Here is a 17,474-nt window from a genome sequence, read left to right as displayed (position 1 = left end):
TCTGTCCGCCGGATAACTGATCGACAGGTCGGTCTGCAAAATCCCCCATGCCCGTCACTTCGACTGCCCAATGAATAACCTCTTTGTCCTCCTTGCTCAGCGAGCCGAACCCCTTCTGATGCGGAAACCGTCCATAAGAGACGAGTTCCTGCACAGTCAGCCCGTCAGGGGCCGTCGGATTTTGCGGCAGGATGGCAAGCTGCTTCGCTACATCCTTAGTCGTCTGCTGATGAATCGATTTGCCGTCCAGGAAAATTTGCCCGCCCTTGGGCTTCATAATCCGCGCCATAGATTTAAGAATGGTCGACTTGCCGGAGCCGTTGGCGCCCACGAGGGCTGTAATTTTTCCATTCGGAATGGATAAATTCAATCCTTCAACAATCAGCCGGTCATCATAAGCTACGTCCAGCTGTTTGGTAAATAAGCGGGTCATTGTATATCCTCCTTCAATGTCATGCTTTGGAATTGGCAAGCAGGTATAAGAAATAAGGAACGTATAATAATTAGCGTTACACGGAGTGTCAATAAAACTTGGAGAGACCAATTATCCCGATTCGTAAGACTTTAATTGTATTTCGATTTCAGTTCATTTGTCAATAATGATTCTCATTATCATCTCTTATCATAACCTGATGCACGCCTATTGTTGCAGCTTGCTTTGATGCGATGTTGCCGGCGGCAGCGAGGCGTTTTAGCTGATCCTGCATAAGGCTGGTATAATAGATCAAAGCGAACATGAAGAACACAGATATCCTTATCGGGAGGTTACAGGATGGACGCGAAAGTCGAGCAGACGTTAGAAGCGGCTTTAAAAAACTGGAAGTCTATGGCGGGGTCGGAAAACGATGAAGCGGAATCGACTGCGGATGAATTTGAAGCTTCTTTCTATAAGTTTATCGATGCTGTACGCGAGTGGGTTTACGGGTTAGATCAACGACCGCAGACACTCGAGGAATTGGCAGAGCTGCCTCTGATCAAGCATATTCTCGATCTGCTTCCGGAGCCGCTCCATTTGAACTTTGAAACCGAGGCCGAACTTATCCTTGAACATAAGAGCAGAATCGACGAGGACAAGTATGATTAAATAGAATCGTTCTCTAGGCATATCTGTTCTTTGTATCTTATGAAAATGAACAAGGGACTTCCCGCCATCGGGAAGTCCCTTGTTCATGCTTACAGCATTTCTTTACCGGTTTTGAATATCGGGTTTAGTGATGATCAGGATCAGGAGTTAAGATCTGGATATTGTCTATCCGCACGTTGTGCAAATCCCCTGTCATATCGCCTACGACGACCTCATCACCCTTGATGTCGACGACTGTAACCATTTCATACGACCTTAACTCGCCTGTTGCTTTGACGACGACAACCCGCATGCCTTCCATTAATTCCATGGTATCCTCTCCTTACTGGTCGCTAAGCAATCAGAGGGAATCCAGTCTTGACTGCATCCAATTACTTCTTGGCAGCGTCTTGAATCGTTTTTGGTGCATCGACTTGGTAGACGGTTTTCCAGGATTCCAGAATATTTTCTTTCGATACGGCAAGGGCAGGTACGGCAACATATGGAGGCGTTTCTTTGCCAAGCAAGGAATAAGCGGCCAGAATGGCTTCGGCAACGCCTTGGTCGTAAGGTAATTGTGCGCCGAGACCTTTGACCATGTCGCCTTGTGCGATATTAAGCGCAACGTTCGTGCCCAAATCAATAGTAGTGATGACCAGATCATTTTTGCCTGCCGAGCGTGCAGCTGCCAGGGCCCCTTCCGCAGGAGCATCCCATACGACAAAGATCCCTTTCAAATTCGGGTTTTTAGTCAGCATCGCAGAAGCCACTTTCTCGCCGTCATTGGGTCCTGCAATACCGCCGCGATCGACGATCTTGATGTTCGGATATTTTTCTTTGATCGTTTTCTCAAAAGCTTCCGTTCTTTGTTTGGTTACGAAGAAATCCGCATCGTGGAAAATAACGCCGATATCTCCTTTTTCACCAAGCGCCTTGGCCATAAGATTGGCCGCTTCAACGCCGTTTCCATAGTTATCCGCGGAAACTACACTGACATAATCTTTACCGTGCTCCAAACCGTTCGGTTTATTATCCATAAATACCAGCTTCACGCCCGCGGCAGCAGCTTTTTTAAACGCTTCTGCGGTGGAGACAGGATCAACGGGAATACTGATGAGGATGTTCGGTTTTTTGGTCAATATAGTCTCAATATCGGATACTTGTTTTTCCGGTTTAAAGTTAGCGTCCGTTTGCGCAATCACTTCGATACCCATCTTGGCAAATGTATCCTTGAGCCCTTTGACCTGCGCAGTCGACCAGTCGTTGCCGGCATAGTGCAGGGCAACGGCTGCTTTGTATTTTCCTTCTTTGATTTTCGCCAATTCTTCCGGAGTCAGCTTCAGCGTTTTGGCGGAGATGGCGCTTTCTCCATTCGGACCTTTACTTAAAATCTCTTTATCGGGAAGGCTCTGATTAATAGTCACTGGACCGTCAGGAGTAGTGGTTGCTGCCGGTGGCGTGGCCGCCGGCGTATTGCTGTTTGCTTCGCTGCCGGTTCCCTTGCTGCTGCTGCTTCCACATCCGGATAAGACGATGCTGAACATCAAAATGAATACAAAGCATGCGGAAAATAATTTTTTCATTTTCGATAACCCCTCTTCTACATGAAATTTAGTTGCAAACACACACCGATGAAGCCAGATTCCCTTCAAGCTTGTTGCCCTTGCAAGAAAACGCTGTACTTTTGGGCGGCATTCCCCCTTTCATGCGTACCTGGTCAAGAAATGCTCTCAACCTTTTCCCAAGTGCCCGTTTTAGCGCTTTTGACGATGGCATCGATGATAAGCATGATTTGATAACCTTCCGCGAAGGAAGCAACGGAATCAGAATGGGTCATTTTCCCTTCTACGGCATCGTAAAAGTTCTGCATCATGTTTTTCAGGCTTTCCGTCCATCCCTCTTCATGCCCGCCCGGGTAATGAAGGAACGGAAGCACCTCTTTCTTCACGAGGCCGGGGTCTCTCAATACGGTTTCACTTGGTTTATCCCGGTACCTTATGGTCAGACGGAACGGTTCTTCCTGCTTCCAGGTGCCGGAAGCGACAGAGCCGTCTATATTCAAAACCAGGGCATTCTTGCTCCCTGCGGATACTTGGGAGACCGTAAAAACGCCTCTTGACCCATTATCGAATTTGACCAATACGGAGCAATAATCTTCCGTACTGACATCAACCAGACTGGCATTTTCCTTTCCGCCGTTTTGGAAAGTTTGCTTTTCTTTTAGCGGTTTGTAGCGTTGAGGGATCATAATCGCCGTATCGGCCATGACTTCCGTAATTTTCATTCCTGTTACGTACTGCGTCAGGTCGAATAAGTGGGAGCCGATGTCACCGATGGCCCTTGTTTTTCCGCCGTACTCGGGCTCCAGCCGCCAGTTATAGTCCGTATCGTACAATAACCAATCCTGCAAGTAATTGCCGCGGACAATACGGATATCGCCCAGCTCATTGTCCCTCACCATACCGCGAAGGTGCTGAACCATGGGGAACTGTCTGTAATTGAAATTGATTCCGCTAACCAGATTTTTTTCTTTCGCCAAATGGTACAGTTCCTTGGCCTCTTCGCTTGTCAGCGTGAGCGGCTTCTCCGAGAGCAGATGCTTTCCATGCAATAAAATTTGCTTATTAATCTCGTAATGCAAATAATTCGGCGTACAATTATGGATCACATCAATTTCCGGGTCTTTCAATAAGTCCATATAATTGCCATAGGCTTTTGGGACATTTAGTAATTTTGCGCTTTGCTCGGCTTTGTCCTGACCGCTTTGCGCGATCGCAACGACTTCGGCAAAACTGAGCCGTCTGACCGCTTCAATGTGCGCTTGTCCGATAAAACCGGCTCCCAGTATCGCTGCTTTTATTTTTCTCATGAGCAATCCTTCCTTGATTACTTACTGATCGCTTTACGTCCGAAAGCCACAGCGAGGATAATAATGAGTCCCTTTACGATCATTTGCTGGCTGACATCCAGTCCCATAATGATCAAACCGTTGTTGACCGTTCCAATCATAAGCGACCCAATGACCGTGCCGATAACCGTACCTACGCCTCCAAATAAACTGGTGCCTCCTAAAATAACGGCTGCAATGACGGATAGTTCGTCTCCTTCGCCGAAGGTGTAGCGTCCGGAATGCATCCTTCCCGCATACAGCATGCCGGCAAGTCCTGCAAGCACGCCCGATCCGATCATCACGTACAGTTTTGTTCTGGCAACGTTCACACCCGAGAACTTTGCTGCGCTTTGATTTCCGCCTGTGGCCAGCGTTCTTCTGCCGAATGCGGTTTTACGCAATATCACATGCCCGATAAAAACGATCGCCACAGTCCAGATCAACAGAATCGGCACGCTTCCGACATCGCCAGATCCGAAGAAATACACAAACGTTTTGTCAATGATCGGCACAGGCGCCGTATTCGTGATCCACATCGCCATTCCTTTGGCTATCCCCATCATCCCGAGCGTGACCAGGAAAGAAGGGATAATGACCTTGGTCACCAGCAAACCGTTAATTAAACCGATAATGAACCCCGTCCCCAGGCCGGCTATGATCGCCCCCGGAATACCGAATCCAGCTTCCAACGCCATGGCCGACGTTAATGAAGATAGAGCCGCTATGGAACCGATAGACAGATCGATTTCCGCAGCACTCATCACAAAAGTCATCGCCACGGCCATGATGGATATGATCGCCGTCTGGCGAATAATATTCAACAGGTTGTTCGCCGACAAAAATCCGTCAGAGCTTAACGTGATTGAGAAGTAAATGAAAACGCCTACAAAAGCGATATAAACAATATATTGCCGCCAATTAAAACCCTGAATCCCCGGGTTAGAAGCCTTGGATTGCATGCTGCAAATTCTCCTCCGAATTGATTTCCTCGCGCATAAATTGTTTGACGACTTTTCCTTCATGAAACACAAGGATCCGGTCGCTTACGGCCAAAAGTTCCGTCATTTCCGAAGATACAAGCAGAATGCTCTTTCCTTCATCGGCTAAATCACGAACCATATCGATAATTTCCGTTTTGGCCCGGATATCGATCCCGATAGTCGGTTCGTCAAGCATGATGATTTCCGGCGAATTGGCCAACCATTTGGCAAAAACGATTTTTTGTTGATTCCCGCCTGACAGCAAACGCGATTTCTTATAAATGGAGTCGGTTTTAATGTTTAATTTTTTGACCCATTCTTCGGACATTTGGTTTCCCTTCCTATCGTTGACAAGCACATTCGTAATCTTGGAAAGGGACGGAAGCAAAATATTATCTTTCACTTCATGATCCAGCACCAACCCTTGAACCCTTCGATCCTCAGGCACTAAAGCAAGTCCGTTATGGATGGCGTCTTTTGGCGACCGTATAGCGACTTTCTTTCCTTTTATATGAATTTCACCTTCGGTGATCGAATCGATTCCGAACAGCGCCCGCAAGGTTTCGCTTCGACCGCTTCCCATCAAACCGGCGATTCCCACAATTTCTCCATGCTTCAATTCAAAATCTATACCGTTCACCCGATCGTTTGTTTTCAAATTTTTAACTTGAAGGATAACCTTGTGGCTGGCCGGTTGTTTGCGCTGCTTCCATTCAAACTTATCCAGGTTTTTACCCGCGATGTGCTGAATGACGCTGTCCATATCCAACTCATTCGTATCTGCTGTGATAATGTGACGCCCGTCGCCCATGATCGTAATTCTGTCGCAAATCTGGAATATCTCTTCCATCCGGTGGGAAATGTATATAATGGAATAGCCCTTCCGTTTCAATCCCCCAATAAAGTCGAACAATATTTCCGTTTCCCGTTTCGTTAAAGAAGATGTGGGCTCGTCCATGATCAAAATTTTCGTTTCCTTGGCTAACGCCTTGGCAATTTCCGTCATCTGCCAGTACCCGACGCCCAGATCAGCCACCAGGTCATTCGGTTTGATATCAACGTTCAATTCCTCCAGCAGCTGCGCAGCCATTTGAACGCATTTCTTGTCATCAATAAAACCCCATGCCGTTCTTGGTTCTCTCCCGATATATATGTTTTGAGCGACGGTTAACGTGGGAATAAGACTGAACTCCTGAAAGATCATGGAAATCCCTTGTTTCTCCGCATCATTAGGCGTTTTGATTTGAACTTCGGCACCGTCCAAATGTATGCTGCCCGCATCCAACTCATATACGCCCGTCAAAATCTTCATTAAGGTCGATTTCCCGGCCCCATTACCGCCCATCAGGGCATGAACCTCGCCCTTTCTCAATTCGAAATGAACTTGATCGAGTACTTTAATTCCATTAAATGATTTGGAGATTTGGTGCATTTCCAGCATTGGCGTTTCCATTCGAAGTACTCCTTTTTAGGATGACCTCGGGACGGGCGACCGTCCCGAACGCTATCCTTCTTATGCAAAATCTACATGTAAACGATCTTCACCCATTTTTCAGTATTGGCAGATTCCAGGATGGCATCACTGATAACCGCAATCCGATAACCGTCCTCGAAATTCGGAGACACTTCCGTATCGTTTACGATGGAAGAAATAAAGTCATGCGCTTCAATGATTTTGGTTTCTGTGTAACCAATGCCCAAGGCGGGAATCGGCCACAGTGCTTCGCCATACGGATGAGCCGGCCCCGTATAAACGGTGCGGAACCCTCTTCTGTCTTCCGGATCGCTGGAGAAGCATACTTGCAGTTCATCCCTGCGCTCATAGTTAAAACAGATGGAACCCAGCTCGCCATGGATTTCAAACGTAATAAAGTTATTCCGGCCCCACGCATTGCGTGTTGCTTCTATGCTGCCGATGGCGCCGTTATCGAATCGGAGAAGCGCGCTCACTTCATCGTCTACGTCTACCGCTTCCTTCCTCACATCGCTTCCGGCCTTCACCGTACCAAGCTTGTCAACAGAGCCGGATTGAACCGGACGTTCCTTGATCCAGGTTTGGGACGTTGCCAATACTTCGCTGATGTCCCCGACCAGGTAACGCGCCATATCGATAACGTGCGTTGCGATATCGCCGAGCGCCCCGGAACCGGCAACCGATTTCCGGAACCTCCAGGAGAGAGGCGAATTCGGATCCGCCGACCAATCCTGAAGATACGTTCCGCGGAAATTCAAAATTTTACCGATCGAGCCTTCTTCGATATATTTCTTTGCCAGTGCGATTGCAGGGGTGCGTCGATAGTTGAAGGCCACCATATGCTTCACGCCTGCTTCCTTGACGGCATCCAGCATCCGTTTTGATTCTTCTGCGGTACGGGCAAGCGGCTTTTCACAAATAATATGCTTGCCGGCTTTCGCAGCCGCAATGGCGATCTCGGCATGCGAGTCATTCGGCGTCACAATATCGATAATGTCGATAGCCGGGTCTTCTACCACGCTTCTCCAGTCGGTCGAATAAGATTCGAATCCATAACGCTCGGCGGCGGCTTTTGCCATTTCTTCGTTTATATCCACGACGGTTTTACGCTGAGGAAGCGCAGGCGCCGGCCAAAAAAACATCGGCATTCCCGCATAAGCGATTGAATGTGCCTTCCCCATGAAGCCTCCGCCGATCATTGCTATGTTCAGTTTACGCACGGTGTAATCTCCTTTGTTATGATGACTTACGAATAGAAACCGGGATTACCCGATGTTTAAACGCTCTTTCAAGTAGGCTTTACTAATCTGCGCGCCCTTGAATGGATCCTCGTAGCTGTCGAGCTCCACCGTGATCCAGCCTTCATAGTTCGCTTCACGCAAGATGGATACCATCTCCGCGAAATTCTGGTTGCCTTCTCCAAGCGGTAAGAAAGCGCCGGACTTGTAATCCTTGAAATGCACATATTTGATTCGATCCACATATTTTTTAATCACGGCTACGGGATCTCCGCCACCCGCTTCGATATGGGCCGTATCCGGGCATAATGCAATCGAAGTCAGCCCCATAATTTTGTCGAGCTGATCCGGTCCCTGCACACATGTGCCTAAATGCGGGTGGTAGCTTGGCACCAATCCGTATTTTTCCGCAATTTTCGCGCCCCGCTCCAAAGACTGTGCCAACTGCTCATAGTCCGATTCCTGAATGCCGCCCGCCCGTACGGCGCCTCCTCCAAACACAAGATGCTCCGTGCCGAACTCAGCAGCCAGTTTGGCAACCTTCTCGATTTTGTCAAACTCTTCTTCCAGAATATCTTTGAAAATAAAATTCGCCCCGGTATACACCCCTACCACTGCCAGGTCCAGACTTTTCAACAGCTGGCGAAATTCGTCCGGGCGATTCTCATACTGCATCAAATTTCCGTCAAACAGCTCGATGCCCTTGTATCCTGCGGCCGCTATATCCCGAAGTGCCTGCTCGGTCGAACCGTTGGCCAAGTAATAAAGATCTTTGACGGAGGTTACACCTGCGGGATGTCCGACTACACCGCCCCATGTATTTGTTTGGTAACCCAATTTCATTTCAAAACCTCCCCGGGATCATTAAACGCGTTCATTCATAGGCTTCCATTGACTCCGCTGTTACTATGCGATCAGCTTTTCAAACCGCTCCTTCATCCATAAGCAGACTTGCCACAAATCCGCCACCGGCTGGCCCGTGAACGGCAGTCTCGGCATGTAATCCGGCGGTCCGAATTCCGGCGTGAACGTGAGCGGCCTGCCGCTATTTGCTCGCGCTTGAATAATCTGCTTCCACCAGTCTTCATGCGCGCTCAGTTCCGTCTTGTATTCGGGAGCCGCGGGATGGGGAACTTGCGGTCCTTGCGCATATCCGACCCGCGAGTGAACATGTATAGTCCGCTGGAAAGCCATCTCCAGGGATTCCTTCTGATCTTGCAGCAGCGATTCACACACGCATACCCAGTGACTAAAATCGGCCGTCAGCTTCAATTCCGGGAATTCCCGGAGGAGAGCCGCTGTCGTCCAAGGCGTAAACATGGCTCGTCCCCGGTGTGTTTCGTGTCCGACCGGAATGCCCAATCTCTGCTCGACGGCGAGCGCTTTTTCGAAAAATGCCGCCTGTTCGTCAAACGGCATTGCGTCTTTGGCGCTATGTGAATTGATCATGATCGGGGCAAGTGCCGCCGCTTGTTCCGTCTGCCGGCGAAACGATTCCGCATGATCGGGGCCCTCTGTGAACACCATCGAAACATAATCGAGCTTGTATTGCTCCAGCAGACTGCGGAACCGCTTCTCTTCCACGTTCACTCCACCGGTAATGGCCAGTTGGCTTGGTACGGGGGATTCAATTCCATGGAAGCCTGCGGCGGCAATCTGCTCGAACTGGCTCTCCAGAGAACCTTCCATCCCCCAGAGCGATTTGATGCTTTTTATTTTCATCATGGCCTCACCAGATCCTTTAGAAGCGCTTTCAGCTTCACGTCAGGGTTTTCCAAATCGTTCAGATCAGGTCTCGCTTGCTGTTGAATGAGCATTTCAGCGAAACGGATGTCCTTGGCAATTTTAGAGATCGGCCCAACAGCGCTGGCCGCGACTAACCGTCCGTCAGAGGTAAGATGGAAAAAGAACTTGCCGTCTTCGCCGATATTGCGGCTTACCATGATTTCGCCAAAGTCCGTCAAACCGGCCACTTGCAGCGTTTGTTCGTACTGATCGGACCAGAACCACGGTACGACTGTATAAGCTTCCCCTGCGCCCATCATGTTACGAGCCGCAAGTGAACCTTGATCCTGGGCATTGCGCCAGGACTCAAGCCGAATTCGTCGGCCGTCATATAAAGCATGCGGGAAGGAGCAGCAGTCCCCGGCGGCAAAAATATACGGATCGCTTGTTTGGAGCCTCTCGTCAACCCGTATTCCATTCTCGATCTCCAGCCCGCAACCGGCAGCCAGCGTTATCTCCGGAACAGCGCCGATCCCGATAATAATAGAGTCGCATTCGATCGAGGTCCCGTCGGCAAGAACGATAGCCTGACGGCCGCCGTTGTTTGCTATGCTGTCGATGGTAACGCCCAATTTGAAATCGACGCCGGCGGCACGATGACGGGCTTCCACGATGTCGGCGATTTCCTTGGGCACACCCCGCGTCAGAATGCGCGGGCCCAGTTCGATGAGCGACACGGTACAGCCTCGCTCAACAGCGCTCGCCGCGGCTTCAAGTCCGATGAATCCGCCGCCGATGACCGCAACATGAGTCCCGGGCTGCAAACGCGAACGAAGCGACAGTGCGTCGGAAAACGTCCGCAGGTAGAGCACATCCGCGTTCTCGGAGCCTTCTAACGCGTACTTGCGCGGGCGGGCCCCTGTAGCAAGCAGCAGCCGGTCGTACGGGAGTTGCCGTCCGTCTTCAAGAATAACGGCACGGTTATTTCTGTCGATCTCTACGGCCATGCAGCCGGACAGGAATGTAATGCCGTGCTGTAACAGCAACTCATCGTTCAGGATGAAAATCGGCGACGGTTCATCTTCGCCCAGCAGCAAATTTTTTGAAAGAGGAGGACGCTCGTAAGGCGCATGCTTCTCTTCACCGATTAGCGTGATAGGTCCGCTCCAGCCCTGCGTCCGCAGTTCGACAGCCGCACGCGCTCCGGCTTCGCCTGCCCCGATAATAACCATGCCAGCTTCGTTCATGACGATCCCCCTCAATCGACTTTGATGAAGAGCATACCCGCGTCAATCTTAACGGGATACGTCTTAATCGCGTCACAAATTGGGGCCCGCTTGGCTTCACCGGTTGTGAAATCAAGTCGGCCGTTATGCTTCGGACATTCGATGAGATTTCCCATCACCAGGCCGTCCGCCAGATGAACCTTCTCATGCGTGCAATGCCCGTCGGTCGCGAAGCAGTCCCCTTTGGCATTACGATAAAGCGCGTAGGTTCGGTCGCCATGATCAAATCGAACAACATCTTCTACATCGATATCTTCAACAGCACATGTTTTAATCCAGCCTTCGTTATTCATTAAGTACCTCCATCATGTAATCGCTTGTAGGTTTGAACTGCTGCAGTGCGAATGACAGCCGGGCAATGCGAGGAACGATAAGCCGCCTGCATTGCCGCGGACTATTAAGCGCTTTCAATGCCGTCATTCAAGAGTCTCCTTGATGGAGAAATTTAAGTTTGGTCCCTGCGATGCTTTCCTGCTTACTCCGCTTTCCGCATGAGCGTCGCGTCAGGAGCTACCGTTCCATAGGGTGCCGGACCATATTTATACGGACGCGCGGTTTCGGGTAGCTTGCGCACGATGGTATAAGTAGGATCTTTACGCTGCTTCCGAAGCGCCGTGAAAACTTCCATGAGAGCCGCCCAGAGACTCGGGCTTGCCGGCGGGCAGTCCCCCTTCATCTCTTCATGAAGCTTGGGAAGGGCATGATAAGGAACCATTGGAAACATATGATGCTCGATGTGATAGTTCATGTTGCAGTAAAGGAATCGGATAATCGGATTCATATAAACCGTACGTGTATTCAGGCGGTGATCCAGAACATCTTCATTAAGCCCCAAATGCTGCGTCCAGGCGACAATCATAACGGCGTAGAAGCCGTAAAAGGTTGGAAGAACGATAAACATGGCCGGCAGTATGCTTCCCGTGTAAATACAAGCCGCTATTACCGCCAAAAAGATAAGTATCCATACACGAGCTTCCCAATACGCTTTCTTGAACTCGGATGCAGGAATATACTCCAGTTCCTCTTTATCCATCTTACCGAAGGCATGCAGCAAGACTCTTTTCAGGTCGATCACTCCGCCTATCAAGCGAAACAATTCCGCCGCCAACACTCGCCAAACCGGTGGTCTTGGGGCATGGATCTCGGGATCACGGCCAACAATATAGGTGTCGGTATGATGGCGGGCATGGCTCCAGCGCCAAGGCGTCGCCGGGAACAGGTTCATGAATGAAGCGATCTGATAAATCACTTCGTTCATCCAAGGCGTTTTGAACATGGTTCCATGACTGGCCTCATGCCAACGCGAGTTCCCTGGCAGCGCATACACGGCACCGTACGCTGCGAATGCCGGAATTGCCCACCATGTCCCCCAGGAAAGGTATGCCAGATAGCCGAGGATGCCCAGCAAAGCAAACCAGATGATCGTATCCCGGATGGCCGGTCCGTCCTTACGCTTCATGAGCTCCTTCATCTTTTGGCGGGGAATCGGGGAAGCGTACCATTCGGCCGACGCAATCCCTTTCTCCTGCGCCCGCTTATCCTCCGGTCCGCCGAGGCTATAATCTCTTCTGTTGATATTGACAGCCATAAATAACTCCTCCTTAAATCCATATTTCGTCAGACTGTTTTATTGCTTTTCATTGCATTGACCAATGCAGCGGGAGGTCTTTCACGCAATACTTCCTGCCACCCGGTCAACAGGTTGTCGGCCGTGATTCGATAAGGCGTAATCCCGATAAATGACGGGATTTTTTTGCCGATTAACGCATTAGCGGCCGCTAGAGCCATCGCTCTTCCCTGCTCATAAGGCCGCTGAGCGCTGAGCCCCTTGATCGGCCCGCCCATCGCGATGTTCATAGCTCCCTCATGATCCAAGTCCGCCGTTACAATACTGATGTCTTCGCGGTTCAATTCGCGTAAAGCGGCTAACGCTTCCAACGCCGGGCCTTCCCACGATACATATAGTCCTTCGATTTCAGGATGGCTTCGGATCATCTCGTAGCACTTGTCGAAGGCTTTCTTTTCGTTGATGAAATTTTCGATCGCTACGATTTCCAGTTCGGGGAACTCCTCGCGCAACACCTGCTCTACGGCCATATCTCTTTGCTTTGTGGCAAAGAAAGAGGCGCCGTGCATGATTAATCCGATTTTTTTCTTCTTATTTTTGGTTAAATGTTCGCCAAGGATTCTGCCCGCAATTTGACCGTTCTCCCTCTGATTGACTGAGACGCAGGTCACATAATCGTCGCGGGTAAACCCATTCGGCACATTATCAATCAGAACAAGCTTCGTTCCTGCAGCGACAACTTCCCTGTAGCTTTGAACCGTCAAAATCTCATCGGCGGGAATACTGATCAGAACATCGGGATTCATCGTTAAAATACTTGCATGCTGCTTGATTTGAAGTTCAGGATCAAAGTGCGCATCCATAACGGCAAGAACTTTTACACCCAACTCCGCAAAAACGTCCTTGATCCCTTTTTCATGCAGCCTTGCCCAAGCAATGCCTGAATAGTGAAAAGAAATGGCTGCCGTATAGGAACCTGCTTTAATCTGTTCCATCTCAAAAGGACTCAGTTGCAAAACTTCGGGACTTTCCGCTTTTTCCCCAAGCGGCCCTCTGCCAATGCACTGCGTGGAATTTCTTACCCTCAGCCTGCTGGGAACGATCGTGTCCTCCGCGCTATCCTCCGAACCCTTTAACTTGTCATTTAGCTTCTCAACACTTTTCATGCCAATCTCTACAGGGTCAAACGCAGCGGTCGTCAGAGCGGGCTGAAGCAAATGACTCAGCTCGAACTCGTTAAAGCTGACCAGCGAAATATCATCGGGACACTTTATATTGTTGCTGTTGAATAATCTTAACAGCTCCAACGTCGCATTTTTATCTGCGCTGAGCACTGCGGTCGGCCGATTTTCGTCTGTAAAGATTTTGTCCATCATCTGTTTATCAAATTGATCATAGGCGCCAACGCCGATGACAAGCGCCGGATCAAACGGAATGCCGTTGTTTCGCAGCGCATCTTTATATCCGTTGAGCATTTGACGGTGCGTATAGCCATCCTTCAGCTCATGAATATAACAAACCCTTTCATGTCCGCTTTTTATGACATGATGCGCAGCCTTGTAGGCGTTCTCATAATAATTAATCACGACATTGCCAGTTTTTGAATCGCTTTCAAGATGATTGATGAATACGGTCGGCGTGCTCAATTCCCTCATCTTGAATACGTCTTCATTACTGTTCTTGTCAGGTACCAGGATGATGCCGCAAGGTTTCTCCAGCCTTATATAATCACGTATCGAACCTTTGTTCTGCGAGTTTAATATCACCACATGATAGCCGAACTCAACCGCTTTGCTTTTTATCCCTTTAATGATATTGACGTAAAAATAATCCTCTACATTCTCCACCAGACATAAAATCACATCTGAATGAAGGGCTTTCATATTTCGTAATACAAAGTTAGGCTGACCTTCCGATTCATTTATGACAGCCAGCACTCGTTCCGTTAATTCTGCACTTACATATCTTGTTTTGTTGACCACATGCGATACTGTGGCGACCGAAACTCCTGCTTTTGCTGCGATGTCTTTTATCTTCATCGTCACTCACCAATTTTATTATTTACGTAAAAAATCGTATCAATTATTCGGCTTCGACTCTCAACACACCTCATTTCCTAACATTTAAGGGTAATCATAGGTGATTTGCGCAAATAAATGAGTTCATATGTCTTTTATACCATAAAACATACTTGTTCGTCTATATAATTTACGCAATTTTTTCCGCGTAATTTAAAGAAATTTATATTTTTCCTCTTCTTATTAGGCTGTTTTTCTATTTATTTTGATCATTCCAACGTTTTTTACGTAAAAAACATAATCAATAACATGACATTCAGTTTCAACTATGTTCATTATTCATTTTTTTACGTAAAAAATTATCTTGGTAAAACTCGCTTGCGTAACACGAAATAGACTCTTTATATTAAGGTTTTTACATCGTCTCCCACATTGAGTTATCCGCACCTTAACGCTTATAATAAAGCGATAATAAAGTTTAAAGGAAAAGGTGTCATTCATGAGCATATTAAACGTAGAAAGACTAAGCCATGGCTTTGGAGACCGCGCCATCTTCAACGATGTATCCTTCCGCCTGCTCAAGGGCGAGCACATCGGACTTATCGGCGCCAACGGCGAAGGCAAATCCACCTTCATGAACATCATTACGGGCAAGCTCCAGCCGGATGACGGGAAGATCGAATGGTCCAAGCGCATGCGCGTTGGATATCTCGATCAGCATGCGGCGCTCAGTAAGGGCATGACGATCCGCGACGTCCTAAAGGGAGCCTTCCAATACTTGTTTGATATGGAACAAGAGATGAACGACATGTACGCCAAGATGGGCGAGGTATCTCCGGAGGAGCTTGAGCAGCTGCTCGAGGATGTCGGAACGATTCAGGATACGTTGACGAATCAGGATTTTTACATGATCGACGCCAAAATTGAAGAAACCGCCCGCGGACTGGGACTTACCGATATCGGACTGGATAAGGACGTCAACGACCTTAGCGGCGGTCAACGGACGAAGGTATTGCTGGCGAAGCTGCTGCTCGAAAAGCCGGACATCCTGCTCCTCGACGAGCCGACGAACTATCTCGATGAACAGCATATCGATTGGTTGAAGCGCTACCTGCAAGAGTACGAGAATGCATTCATTCTAATTTCACACGACATTCCGTTCCTTAACAGCGTCATCAACCTGATCTATCATATGGAGAACCAGGAGCTAAACCGCTATGTTGGCGATTACGACCACTTCCAGCAGGTCTATGAAATGAAAAAGCAACAGCTGGAATCCGCCTATAAGCGCCAACAGCAGGAGATTGCCGATTTGAAAGACTTCGTGGCCCGGAACAAAGCGAGTGTCGCGACGCGGAATATGGCGATGTCCAGACAAAAGAAGCTCGACAAGATGGAAGTTATCGAGCTCGCTAAGGAAAAACCGAAGCCACAGTTCAACTTCAAGGAAGCGAGAACGTCCGGCAAGCTGATTTTCGAAGCCAAGGATCTCGTCATCGGTTATGACAGTCCCTTGTCAAGGCCGCTTAACCTCCGTATGGAACGCGGTCAAAAGATCGCGCTTGTGGGTGCGAACGGGATCGGTAAAACGACGCTGCTGAGGAGTATCTTAGGCGAAATCAAGGCTTTGTCCGGCTCCGTTCAGCTCGGAGAGAACCTGAACATTGGTTACTTCGAGCAGGAAACGAAGGATGCCAACTATAACACATGCATCGAGGAAGTATGGAACGAATTCCCTTCTTTCTCGCAGTTCGAAGTGCGCGCGGCGCTGGCCAAGTGCGGGCTCACGACCAAGCATATCGAGAGCAAAATTGCCGTGCTTAGCGGCGGCGAGAAGGCGAAGGTGCGCCTCTGCAAGCTGATCAACCGCGAAACGAACCTGCTCGTGCTCGATGAGCCGACCAACCATTTGGATGTGGATGCCAAGGATGAGCTGAAGCGTGCCCTTAAGGCGTACAAAGGCAGCATCCTGCTGATCTCCCACGAACCGGAATTTTATCGCGATGTCGTTACAGATACATGGAACTGTGAATCCTGGACAACGAAGGTGTTTTAAACGGTAATTCTCGAAAGCTTGTCTGACCGTTAGTGGTAAGACAAGCTTTTTTTTGCGAACAGAAGCATGAGGCTCTTCTCCCTAACCAGCCTCCCATTCGAGACGGCAAAAGAGGAGGGTTCAGCACCCTCCTCCCCATTCTATGTTCCGACTCATTGCTTCTGGGATGTACTCCCCGGGTCCGGCCCACTTCCGTCAATTTGCCGATTTATCGATCTCAGTTACTATCACTCAACCGTATAATTGATGCGCTCCTCGGGAACTTTCAAAGGAACGATCAACTCATGCCCGGCGCCTCCGTCTTTGGCGCTGTGAATGTACAGGATTAACATCATGTTGGGCTGCGAAGCTTTCTCATAGCTGACGTCGAAGTGGAAACGGCCCCATGCCGGGGCGCCCTCTTCGGCCATTTCGTGCCCTTCGGCTAAAATAGTGTGTCCGTCTTCCAACGTCCAGCTAAATGCGGCTTCGAATACGCGGGCTTCGCCTTCGACCGTGAAGGTGGGGCCGACTTTTGTCCCCGGCAGGGGCGAAAATACGCGGAAGGCATCGTTTGCCGCCACAGGAATCGGGACGGTTTGGCCGGAGCGGGCGTCAATTTGTATAGTGACGGGTTGATCGACGGTTTCGTGTTGGACGAGTTCTACGTTCCAGTAGCCGTTCTCCGCATCCAGCGAGGCGGTTTTGACAGCCCATGCGGCGGTCGGCCCGGTTTGCGATTGCAGGGCGGCTTGCACGGCGTCCGTTTGACCGATCATGCCTTCGGGCACCTCCTTCGTATGATCATGCATGATGATTTTGGCGGCAACGGTCTGTGCCGGGTACGATTCTTTGACTGCCCCTGCATGCCACGCTTCCACTTGTGCGCCGACCGGCATACTCTCAGGCGAAACGTTACGGCCGCCGCTGTTCTGGAGCACCGTCCGCTCGTTTACGGTAAACCAGAAGGCATCGATATAGGGGGCGCCGTTTTTTTCAACATAGGCTGTGATTAACCAACGGCTCCCTTCCTTTTGTATGATGCTCCCCTTGTCAACCACCTTGACCGCTGGCGTCTCCTGTTCGGATACCTGATTCGCTGCGGGGTCCGCAGAACCGCTTTCCTGACCGCATGCTGCCACTAGCATCGCCATGCAAAGCAAAGCGAGAATAAGAAACCCTTTCCGTTTTCTCATGC

17 protein-coding genes (1 of these 17 running past the window's edge) are annotated in these 17,474 nt (G+C 49.5%); 2 read left to right on the top strand and 15 right to left on the bottom strand.

Going from position 1 to position 17,474, the window contains the following annotated elements; translation table 11 throughout:
• Positions 1-433, bottom strand: the 5' portion of a protein-coding gene (locus ACZ439_RS18115; protein WP_464620008.1) for an ABC transporter ATP-binding protein. Its footprint begins 422 nt before the window's first position; 433 of the gene's 855 nt are visible here — the first part of the coding sequence; the start codon lies at positions 431-433; the stop codon falls past the left edge of the window.
• 339 nt (positions 434-772) lie between these two features.
• Between ACZ439_RS18115 and ACZ439_RS18110 the strand changes: the two genes are divergently transcribed.
• Positions 773-1,084 carry a hypothetical protein gene (locus ACZ439_RS18110; protein WP_141336832.1) on the top strand — a complete coding sequence of 104 codons (312 nt, stop codon included), beginning with the start codon at positions 773-775 and terminating at the stop codon, positions 1,082-1,084.
• 124 nt (positions 1,085-1,208) lie between these two features.
• Here the strand turns inward: ACZ439_RS18110 and ACZ439_RS18105 are convergent, their stop codons facing one another.
• The 13 genes from ACZ439_RS18105 to ACZ439_RS18045 all read right to left on the bottom strand — a co-directional run bounded on the left by ACZ439_RS18105 (position 1,209) and on the right by ACZ439_RS18045 (position 14,262).
• Positions 1,209-1,394, bottom strand: coding sequence for a hypothetical protein (locus ACZ439_RS18105; RefSeq protein WP_054796192.1), 186 nt, complete (start codon positions 1,392-1,394; stop codon positions 1,209-1,211).
• A 61-nt stretch (positions 1,395-1,455) separates the two neighbouring features.
• Positions 1,456-2,646 carry a substrate-binding domain-containing protein gene (locus ACZ439_RS18100; RefSeq protein WP_464620007.1) on the bottom strand — a complete coding sequence of 397 codons (1,191 nt, stop codon included), beginning with the start codon at positions 2,644-2,646 and terminating at the stop codon, positions 1,456-1,458.
• A gap of 134 nt (positions 2,647-2,780) precedes the next feature.
• Positions 2,781-3,932, bottom strand: a complete 1,152-nt coding sequence (locus ACZ439_RS18095; protein ID WP_464620006.1) for a Gfo/Idh/MocA family protein — start codon at positions 3,930-3,932, stop codon at positions 2,781-2,783.
• 17 nt (positions 3,933-3,949) lie between these two features.
• Positions 3,950-4,912 carry an ABC transporter permease gene (locus ACZ439_RS18090; RefSeq protein WP_054796191.1) on the bottom strand — a complete coding sequence of 321 codons (963 nt, stop codon included), beginning with the start codon at positions 4,910-4,912 and terminating at the stop codon, positions 3,950-3,952.
• Complete coding sequence (locus ACZ439_RS18085; protein WP_464620005.1) at positions 4,893-6,386, bottom strand: sugar ABC transporter ATP-binding protein; 1,494 nt, start codon at positions 6,384-6,386, stop codon at positions 4,893-4,895. Before ACZ439_RS18085 ends, ACZ439_RS18090 begins: the two co-directional genes overlap by 20 nt.
• Before the next feature lie 71 nt (positions 6,387-6,457).
• Complete coding sequence (locus tag ACZ439_RS18080) at positions 6,458-7,627, bottom strand: levoglucosan dehydrogenase (protein WP_464620004.1); 1,170 nt, start codon at positions 7,625-7,627, stop codon at positions 6,458-6,460.
• A 45-nt stretch (positions 7,628-7,672) separates the two neighbouring features.
• Positions 7,673-8,488 (bottom strand): sugar phosphate isomerase/epimerase family protein, encoded by an 816-nt coding sequence (locus tag ACZ439_RS18075; RefSeq protein ID WP_430103963.1) that lies wholly within the window; start codon positions 8,486-8,488, stop codon positions 7,673-7,675.
• A 63-nt stretch (positions 8,489-8,551) separates the two neighbouring features.
• Positions 8,552-9,370, bottom strand: a complete 819-nt coding sequence (locus ACZ439_RS18070; protein ID WP_464620003.1) for a sugar phosphate isomerase/epimerase family protein — start codon at positions 9,368-9,370, stop codon at positions 8,552-8,554.
• Positions 9,367-10,617, bottom strand: a complete 1,251-nt coding sequence (locus tag ACZ439_RS18065; protein ID WP_464620002.1) for an NAD(P)/FAD-dependent oxidoreductase — start codon at positions 10,615-10,617, stop codon at positions 9,367-9,369. The genes ACZ439_RS18070 and ACZ439_RS18065 overlap by 4 nt, the downstream gene beginning before the upstream one ends.
• Positions 10,618-10,628: 11 nt before the next feature.
• A complete protein-coding gene (locus tag ACZ439_RS18060) occupies positions 10,629-10,949 on the bottom strand; it encodes a MocE family 2Fe-2S type ferredoxin (RefSeq protein WP_054796189.1) in 321 nt (106 codons plus the stop codon).
• Positions 10,942-11,076, bottom strand: a complete 135-nt coding sequence (locus ACZ439_RS18055) for a hypothetical protein (protein WP_464620001.1) — start codon at positions 11,074-11,076, stop codon at positions 10,942-10,944. The genes ACZ439_RS18060 and ACZ439_RS18055 overlap by 8 nt, the downstream gene beginning before the upstream one ends.
• 55 nt (positions 11,077-11,131) lie before the next feature.
• Positions 11,132-12,244 carry a fatty acid desaturase family protein gene (locus tag ACZ439_RS18050; protein ID WP_054796188.1) on the bottom strand — a complete coding sequence of 371 codons (1,113 nt, stop codon included), beginning with the start codon at positions 12,242-12,244 and terminating at the stop codon, positions 11,132-11,134.
• A 29-nt stretch (positions 12,245-12,273) separates the two neighbouring features.
• Positions 12,274-14,262 (bottom strand): LacI family DNA-binding transcriptional regulator, encoded by a 1,989-nt coding sequence (locus ACZ439_RS18045; protein WP_201318084.1) that lies wholly within the window; start codon positions 14,260-14,262, stop codon positions 12,274-12,276.
• Positions 14,263-14,740: 478 nt separating this feature from the next.
• Here ACZ439_RS18045 and ACZ439_RS18040 point away from each other — a divergent pair, with 478 nt between their 5' ends.
• The gene (locus ACZ439_RS18040) at positions 14,741-16,297 is read left to right on the top strand and encodes an ABC-F family ATP-binding cassette domain-containing protein (RefSeq protein ID WP_054796185.1); all 1,557 of its coding nucleotides are present in this window, start codon (positions 14,741-14,743) and stop codon (positions 16,295-16,297) included.
• A 227-nt stretch (positions 16,298-16,524) separates the two neighbouring features.
• Here the strand turns inward: ACZ439_RS18040 and ACZ439_RS18035 are convergent, their stop codons facing one another.
• Positions 16,525-17,472, bottom strand: coding sequence for a Gmad2 immunoglobulin-like domain-containing protein (locus ACZ439_RS18035; RefSeq protein WP_155615384.1), 948 nt, complete (start codon positions 17,470-17,472; stop codon positions 16,525-16,527).
• Positions 17,473-17,474 lie beyond the last annotated feature (2 nt).

The organism is Paenibacillus sp. JCM 9796 (genome assembly GCF_055379675.1).
This window is presented reverse-complemented; position numbering and strand designations above follow the sequence as displayed.

Excerpts from the sequence above, each read along its gene's own strand:
- ACZ439_RS18045 (WP_201318084.1), bottom strand. The coding sequence starts at position 14,262 with ATGAAGATAAAAGACATCGCAGCAAAAGCAGGAGTTTCGGTCGCCACA.
- ACZ439_RS18050 (WP_054796188.1), bottom strand. The coding sequence starts at position 12,244 with ATGGCTGTCAATATCAACAGAAGAGATTATAGCCTCGGCGGACCGGAG.
- ACZ439_RS18090 (WP_054796191.1), bottom strand. The coding sequence starts at position 4,912 with ATGCAATCCAAGGCTTCTAACCCGGGGATTCAGGGTTTTAATTGGCGG.
- ACZ439_RS18085 (WP_464620005.1), bottom strand. The coding sequence starts at position 6,386 with ATGGAAACGCCAATGCTGGAAATGCACCAAATCTCCAAATCATTTAAT.
- ACZ439_RS18105 (WP_054796192.1), bottom strand. The coding sequence starts at position 1,394 with ATGGAATTAATGGAAGGCATGCGGGTTGTCGTCGTCAAAGCAACAGGC.
- ACZ439_RS18040 (WP_054796185.1), top strand. The coding sequence starts at position 14,741 with ATGAGCATATTAAACGTAGAAAGACTAAGCCATGGCTTTGGAGACCGC.
- ACZ439_RS18110 (WP_141336832.1), top strand. The coding sequence starts at position 773 with ATGGACGCGAAAGTCGAGCAGACGTTAGAAGCGGCTTTAAAAAACTGG.
- ACZ439_RS18075 (WP_430103963.1), bottom strand. The coding sequence starts at position 8,488 with ATGAAATTGGGTTACCAAACAAATACATGGGGCGGTGTAGTCGGACAT.
- ACZ439_RS18100 (WP_464620007.1), bottom strand. The coding sequence starts at position 2,646 with ATGAAAAAATTATTTTCCGCATGCTTTGTATTCATTTTGATGTTCAGC.
- ACZ439_RS18065 (WP_464620002.1), bottom strand. The coding sequence starts at position 10,617 with ATGAACGAAGCTGGCATGGTTATTATCGGGGCAGGCGAAGCCGGAGCG.
- ACZ439_RS18060 (WP_054796189.1), bottom strand. The coding sequence starts at position 10,949 with ATGAATAACGAAGGCTGGATTAAAACATGTGCTGTTGAAGATATCGAT.
- ACZ439_RS18070 (WP_464620003.1), bottom strand. The coding sequence starts at position 9,370 with ATGATGAAAATAAAAAGCATCAAATCGCTCTGGGGGATGGAAGGTTCT.
- ACZ439_RS18035 (WP_155615384.1), bottom strand. The coding sequence starts at position 17,472 with ATGAGAAAACGGAAAGGGTTTCTTATTCTCGCTTTGCTTTGCATGGCG.
- ACZ439_RS18055 (WP_464620001.1), bottom strand. The coding sequence starts at position 11,076 with ATGACGGCATTGAAAGCGCTTAATAGTCCGCGGCAATGCAGGCGGCTT.
- ACZ439_RS18095 (WP_464620006.1), bottom strand. The coding sequence starts at position 3,932 with ATGAGAAAAATAAAAGCAGCGATACTGGGAGCCGGTTTTATCGGACAA.